Origin of the sequence: Dietzia sp. DQ11-44, assembly GCF_014145205.1 — a bacterium.
Classification (GTDB): Bacteria; Actinomycetota; Actinomycetes; order Mycobacteriales; family Mycobacteriaceae; genus Dietzia; species Dietzia natronolimnaea.
In genome coordinates this window covers 1-6,257 of the sequence record NZ_JAALEC010000071.1, presented here as the reverse complement: position 1 = coordinate 6,257, position 6,257 = coordinate 1, and the positions used below count along the sequence as shown (strand labels likewise).

Genomic DNA, 6,257 nt, shown 5'->3' with positions numbered 1-6,257 from the left:
GGCGGCCCGGGCGGGCACCGATCAGGCCGCGCTTCGCCACGTCACCATCAAGAGCCCGGCCGCCCTGGGCATCCGGCAGACCCTCGACACGCCCCTCGAGGTCTTCCGCGGGTCCGCGCGGGAGGCGGCGCTGGAGTTCCCCCGCACCTCCAACGCCTCCGTGGCGCTCGCACTCGCGACGCTCGGCCTGGACCGCGTGGAGGCGATCGTGGTGGCCGACCCCGGGGTGCAGCGCACCCGACACGTGGTGGAGTGGGAGTCCCCGGTGGGCCGCTACGACATGCGTTTCGAGAACGCGGTGGACCCGGACTCCGGTGGCCGCACCTCGGCGATCACGGCGTGGTCGGTGGCCGGGGTCCTCACCTCGATCAGGGCCGGGGCCGGGCCCGGCGTGGTGGTCGTGGCTGCGGCCCGACCGGTGGAGGGTGCGCGGGTGACGCCATAGCGTGGAAGGACCAGCCGCCACGAAAGGTGTCCCATGACCCACGCACGGCCCTCCGACCCCGATCCGAGTCAGAGCCCCGATCTCGACAGCGGCGGTTCACCCGACGGACCGCAGACCCCGGACTCCGATTCCACGTCGATGCAGTCGGACAGCGCCACGGAGAAGCAGAGCCCGACGCAACAGCAGAGCCCCACCCCGTCCCCGTCCAAGAAGGGGGCATACATCCCGATCGTCGTCATCGTCGTCCTCGTCCTCCTCCTGGTCATCGGGCTCGTGGGCTACGCAGTGACGGTCTGACCCGTGTCCGCCGCGTTCGACACCGTGATCATCGGAGGGGGCAACGCCGGGATCTCCCTGGCGGCCCGCCTGCGCCGGGACGGTCGGCAGAACATCGCTCTGGTCGACCCGAGTCCCGTGCACCGGTACCGGCCGATGCTCAACTACGCCGCCACCGGCCTGGCACCGATGAGGCGGTACGAACGCGCGATGACGGACGTCGTCCCCGCCGGCGTCCACCTGCTCCCCCACCTGGCTGGACGGGTCGACACGGACGCCCACACCGTCACCCTCGGTCCGCGCGAGGAGGGTCCCACGATCACCTACGAGGACCTGGTCGTGTGCCCCGGTCTAACCGCGCGGTGGGACGCGATCCCCGGGCTGGACAAGGCCTACGTCGCCGGATGGGCGGCCTCGGCCCACGTGCCCGAGTACGCGGGTCGCGCGTGCGCCGCGCTGGTCCGCCTGCGCGAGGGGACCGTGGTGTTCTCGGTGCCACCCGAACCCGCCTCCTGCGGCGGGACCGTGCTCAAGGCCATGTTCCTGGCGTGCGACCGCTGGCGGCGCGAGAAGGTGCTCGATCGTATCGACGTGCACCTGGTGACCCCGTTCCGCGGACTCCTCGGACTCGAACCGTGCGACTCGCGGGTGCAGCCGTACCTCCGGGAGTACGGCATCACCGTCCACGAGGGATCCGAGGTCGCCGCCGTGGATCACCACGCCCGCACCGTCACACTCGACGGCCCGGTCCCCACCACGATCGAGGACGTCGACCTGGCCTACGTCACCCCTCTGAGCCGCGCGCCGAAGTTCATCGCCGACGCCGGGTTGTCCGACGGCGGTGTCGCCGGGCTGGTCGAGGTGGACCCCCGGACCCTGCGCCACGCGCGCCTCGACTCGGTCTGGGGCCTGGGCGACGCCGCGACCGTCGACACCCGTCCGTCCGGAGGGGCGCTGAGACCGCAGGTGGCGGTGGTCGCCGACAACCTGCGCGCGGCCCGGGACGGCGGACCCGGGACGCGGTACGACGGCTACACGATCATCCCGATCGCCGTGAGCCGCGACCGGCTGATGCTGGTCGAGCACGACCGGGACGGTCGGCCCGCACCGTCGGTGCGCGGGATCGACCTGACCGTGCCCAGACGCTCGACCTACGCGTTCGACCGGTACCTGCAGCCGGTGGTCTACTTCCGGAAGCTGCTCCGCGGGCGGGTCTGAGAGCAGGTCAGTCCCGCGACACGGTCCCGGCCCCGGTCCCGGCCCCGGACCCGGCCCCGGACCCCGCCCCGGCACACAGTGCGGCCTCGATCATGTCGTAGAGGTGCGCCACGACGTCCTCGAACCGCGCGTTGACCACGGTGTTCCGGGCGTCCCGGCGGTCCTCGTAGACCGCCAGCGCCCCGGTGAACATCTGGGTGGCCAGGTCGATGCGTTCGAACGCCACCCGCCGCGGCAGGTGGGAGAGCACGTCGATCAGCCGCACCACCACGTCGTCGGTCGCCGTCCGCAGATCCGCCTCGGGGATGCCCGGCGCCATGACCGGCCCGACCCGCTGCAGGAACCGTGCGTAGTGCGTGGCCTCGGGGTGGGCGCGCAGGAGCTCGACGATCGGTTCGAACAGCACCCCGACGAGGGTGTGCAGGTCGTAGCCCAGACCCTGCTCGTCGGCCGCGGCCAGCCGCGCCTTCCGGGCGGAGTCCAGGGAGATGATCCGGCGTCGCAACACCTGCAGGATCAACCCGTCGCGGCTGCCGAAGTGGTACTGGACGGCCGAGTTGTTGCGTTGACCGGCCGCCGTCGCGACGTCGCGCATCGAGACGTCGTCCAGCCCCCGCTCGCTGATCATCTTCTCGGCGACCTCGATCATCGCCGTCTTGGCGTCCTTGGCGTCGCGGGAATCGCCGGCCTCCTCGGGCATCTCGGCCACGTCGGCTGCGCTCCCCTCGGCTGAGGTCTCATCAGATCTTCGCTGCACCGGGACTCCACTTCCGACCTGCCGCCTCGCCCAGCTGATTGAAACTGAGCACCGTCAGGAATAGTACGACCGCCGGGACGCCGACGAGATACGGGTATCGCTGGAAATCGGCCTGACCGGCACTGATCATGTTGCCCCATGTCGGTTCCGGCCGGGGAATGCTCAGCCCCAGGTAGCTCAGCGAGGCCTCGGCCACGATCAGCACGGCGACGAGCATGAAGCTGTACGAGAAGACCGGTTGGACGATGTTCGGGGTGACCTCCCGCAGCATGATCCGCAGTTCACCCGCCCCGAGCGACCTCGCCGCGGTGACGAACTCCCGGCCAGCGAAGCTCATCGCGTTGGCCCGGACGAGCCGGGCGTAGGCCGGGACAACCATGATCCCGAGGGCGAGGGTGATGTTGGGCAGTGTCGGGTCGAGCACGGTGACGATCGCGATGAGCAGGATGAGCGACGGGAACGCCAGCAGGGTGTCGGTGATGATGGAGACGATGCGATCGGTCCACCCACCCCGGTAGCCGGCCACCAGCCCGAGCGCGCCACCGACGAGGGCCCCGACCAGGACTCCGCCGATACCCACGACGAGGGAGACCCGGGCGCCGTAGAGCAGGCCTCCCAGGATGTCCAGGCCCTGTCCGTCCGTCCCGAGGGGATGGTCGGACAGCAGGTCGGGGGCGAGGGTCGACGGCGTCATCAGCGCGAGGGACGGGTCGCGCGCCTCGGCCAGCGGCAGGAAGTCCACGAACAGTGCGCCCAGGACGATGAGGACGGTCCAGGCCAGGGCGAGCGCGGTGCCGAGTCCGGACAACCGGGGCATCCTCGGACGGCGGCGTGCCGGGGTGGCGGCGGCCACGGTGGGATCGGCGACGACGCCGGGGCCCGCGACGGGCCCGGAGGCAGCGCGGGTGGAGGCAGCCCGGGTGGGATCGGGGCGGCTGGAATCGGGGCGGGTCGGGTCGGTGTCAGCCACGGCGGATCCTCGGGTCGATGAGTGCGTACGTGACGTCGACGGTCATGTTGACCAGGACGTAGAACACGGCGATCACGATCACCCCGCCGAGTACGACCGGCAGATTGTCGTTCTGGACGGCGTCGACGATCATGCTGCCCATGCCGGGGAGGTTGAACAGCCGCTCGACCACCACCGTCCCGCCGATGAGTCGGCCCAGACTGATCCCGGCCAGGGTGATGATGGAGACCGTGGACGGCCGCAGCGCCTCCGCGACCAGGACGTGCCGGGTGGGCATGCCCTTGGCGCGGGCCGAGAGGACGAAGTCCTGCTGGAGGGTGGAGATCATGTCGGTCCGCAGGACGCGGGTGAAGATCGCGACCTCCATCAGGGCGAGGGTGATGGCCGGCAGGGCGATGCTCCGCAGGTTCTCCCCCAGTCCGTCGGCCAGCGGCACGTAGCCCTGCCGCGGGAACTCGGGGAGGAACAGGGCCAGCAGGGCCAGTACCGCGCCCACCGCGACGCCGCCGATCAGGGCCCGGCCCCACATCACCCCGGGTGACCCGGGGCCGCCGCGCCTGCCGAGCGGGGACAGCGCCACCGCGAGGCCGATCACCACCGCCGCGCCGAGGATCAACTGCTGCGCCAACGAGTGGTTGAAGACCAACAGGTAGATCAGCAGCAGGCCGGCCACGAAGCTGGGGACCGAGATGAACGCGAACGCCACGATCGAGGCCACCTGGTCGAACACCCCACCGCGCCGGTAGGCCGACCACACGGCGACGGGCACCGCGATCGCCAGCGAGAGGATGATCGACAGGAACGCGAGCTGCATGGTGACCGGCAGCGCGTTGCCGATCAGCTCCACCACGGACTGGTTGGGCGGGACCAGTGAGTTCCCGAGGTCGCCGGAGGCCACCCCTCCGACCCAGTCGGTGAACCGGGTCCACACGGGATCGTCCAGTCCCAGTTCCTCCCTCGCCAGCTGGTATTGCTCCGCGGTGGCTCCCGGGCCGACGGCCGAGGCCGCGGAGTCACCCGGCACCGCCTCCATGAGGAAGAACGCGCCGGTCGCGGCGAGTACGACGACGACGACCGCGTGCAGAGCGCGTTCGCCAATGAACCTGAGCACGTAGTGACCCTTCGATTGAGACACCGCCTAAGGCGGTTTCTTACTCGTCTTGACGTAGCCACCATATGCCGTGATACTCGTCACAGCAAGACGGATTAAGTAGATGACTTAGACCGGACCATCACCCCGAGGAGGCCGTCATCGCCGCCGCACCACCCCGCAGACCCGTGTCGTCGAACGACCGGGACGACCTGCTGCTCGAGGTCCGGGATCTCCGCACCCACATCGACACCCCCTCCGGGCGCATCACGCCCGTCGACGGGGTCGACATCTCCCTGCGCCGCGGCGAGACCATCGGCATCGTCGGCGAGTCCGGCTCCGGCAAGTCGATGCTCGTCCGCTCGATCATGGGCATCGCCCCCACCACCGCCCGGGTGGATCCCGCCTCGACGGTCCGTTTCGACGGCCGCGACGTCCTGGCCCTGTCCCAGCGCGAGGCACAGAAGTTCTGGGGACGCGAGATCGCGATGGTCTTCCAGGACCCGCTCACCTCGCTCAACCCCATCCGGACCATCGGTCGGCAGATCATCGACCCGCTGCGGCACCATCTGGGACTGGGTCGCCGGGAGGCGGCCGACCGCGCGGTCGAGCTCCTCGAGCGGGTCCGGATCCCCTCTCCCCGCGCCCGCCTCACCGAGTACCCCCACCAGCTCTCCGGCGGCATGCGCCAACGCGTCGGGATCGCCATCGCCCTGTCCTGCTCGCCCAAGCTGCTCATCGCCGACGAGCCCACCACCGCGCTCGACGTGACGGTGCAGCACGAGATCCTCGACCTCCTCCACGGGCTGCAGGCCGACGGGGACATGGCGATGATCCTGGTCAGCCACGACCTCGCCGTGGTCTCGCAGCACACCGACCGGATCGGGGTCATGTACGCCGGTCGGTTCCTCGAGGTGGGCGACACCCGGGCGCTGCTCGACGAACCCGCGCACCCCTACACCGGCGCACTGCTGGACTCGATCCCGCGGCCGGACCTGCCTCCGCACACCCTTCTCACCGTGATCGAGGGGCGCCCGCCGAACCTGCGGGAGATGCCGCCGGGATGCCGGTTCGCCCCGAGATGCCCACGGGTGGCGGACGACTGCCTCGTCGTCGACCCCCCTCTCGAGGACCTCGCCACGGCCTCCACCTCCCACCCCACGACGACCACCGTCCACCGCGTCGGATGTCTCCACCCCACCGTCCCCGTCCACCACCGCACCAGCAGCGAGGCCTCATGACCGGCTCCAGTCAGCACGTCGCCGACGCGCCCACCCCGCCGGACGCGGGACGGCCCGGGGACGCCAAGCTCGTCGTCGATCACGTGACCGTCGAGTACCACACCCGCAAGGGGACGGTCCACGCCGTCTCGGACGTCTCCCTCGACGTGCCCCGCGGCAGGACGCTGGCGCTGGTCGGCGAGTCCGGCTGCGGCAAGTCCAGCCTCGGTCGCGCGTTGCTCCAGCTCCCCCGTCCCACCTCCGGGCGGGTGATGGTCGAC

8 protein-coding genes are annotated in these 6,257 nt (G+C 70.8%); 5 read left to right on the top strand and 3 right to left on the bottom strand.

Features of this window, described 5'->3' with window-relative positions; all coding sequences use genetic code 11:
- From G6018_RS02185 to G6018_RS02175, 3 genes are all read left to right on the top strand, one after another.
- Positions 1-445: aspartate dehydrogenase domain-containing protein (locus G6018_RS02185; protein ID WP_182638595.1), on the top strand; the 445-nt coding region annotated here is incomplete at its 5' end.
- Between the two features lie 33 nt (positions 446-478).
- The gene (locus tag G6018_RS02180) at positions 479-742 is read left to right on the top strand and encodes a hypothetical protein (protein ID WP_179523247.1); all 264 of its coding nucleotides are present in this window, start codon (positions 479-481) and stop codon (positions 740-742) included.
- 3 nt (positions 743-745) lie between these two features.
- On the top strand, positions 746-1,939 hold the full coding sequence (locus G6018_RS02175; RefSeq protein ID WP_182638594.1) for an FAD-dependent oxidoreductase: 1,194 nt from the start codon (positions 746-748) through the stop codon (positions 1,937-1,939).
- A 7-nt stretch (positions 1,940-1,946) separates the two neighbouring features.
- Here G6018_RS02175 and G6018_RS02170 read toward each other — a convergent pair whose 3' ends face one another.
- The 3 genes from G6018_RS02170 to G6018_RS17625 are packed head-to-tail and all read right to left on the bottom strand — an operon-like array spanning position 1,947 to position 4,777.
- Complete coding sequence (locus G6018_RS02170) at positions 1,947-2,639, bottom strand: TetR/AcrR family transcriptional regulator (protein WP_182638597.1); 693 nt, start codon at positions 2,637-2,639, stop codon at positions 1,947-1,949.
- Positions 2,640-2,679: 40 nt separating this feature from the next.
- Positions 2,680-3,666, bottom strand: a complete 987-nt coding sequence (locus tag G6018_RS02165) for an ABC transporter permease (protein ID WP_304814998.1) — start codon at positions 3,664-3,666, stop codon at positions 2,680-2,682.
- A complete protein-coding gene (locus tag G6018_RS17625) occupies positions 3,659-4,777 on the bottom strand; it encodes an ABC transporter permease (protein ID WP_179523249.1) in 1,119 nt (372 codons plus the stop codon). The genes G6018_RS02165 and G6018_RS17625 overlap by 8 nt, the downstream gene beginning before the upstream one ends.
- A 167-nt stretch (positions 4,778-4,944) precedes the next feature.
- Between G6018_RS17625 and G6018_RS02155 the strand changes: the two genes are divergently transcribed.
- The gene (locus tag G6018_RS02155) at positions 4,945-5,997 is read left to right on the top strand and encodes an ABC transporter ATP-binding protein (RefSeq protein WP_347237771.1); all 1,053 of its coding nucleotides are present in this window, start codon (positions 4,945-4,947) and stop codon (positions 5,995-5,997) included.
- Positions 5,994-6,257 (top strand): ATP-binding cassette domain-containing protein (locus G6018_RS02150; protein ID WP_182638593.1); only part of this gene is annotated, 264 nt, incomplete at its 3' end. The genes G6018_RS02155 and G6018_RS02150, both read left to right, overlap by 4 nt.

Bases quoted from the DNA above. Each gene is read 5' to 3' on its own strand.
- G6018_RS02180 (WP_179523247.1), top strand. From the start codon at position 479: ATGACCCACGCACGGCCCTCCGACCCCGATCCGAGTCAGAGCCCCGAT.
- G6018_RS02170 (WP_182638597.1), bottom strand. From the start codon at position 2,639: ATGCCCGAGGAGGCCGGCGATTCCCGCGACGCCAAGGACGCCAAGACG.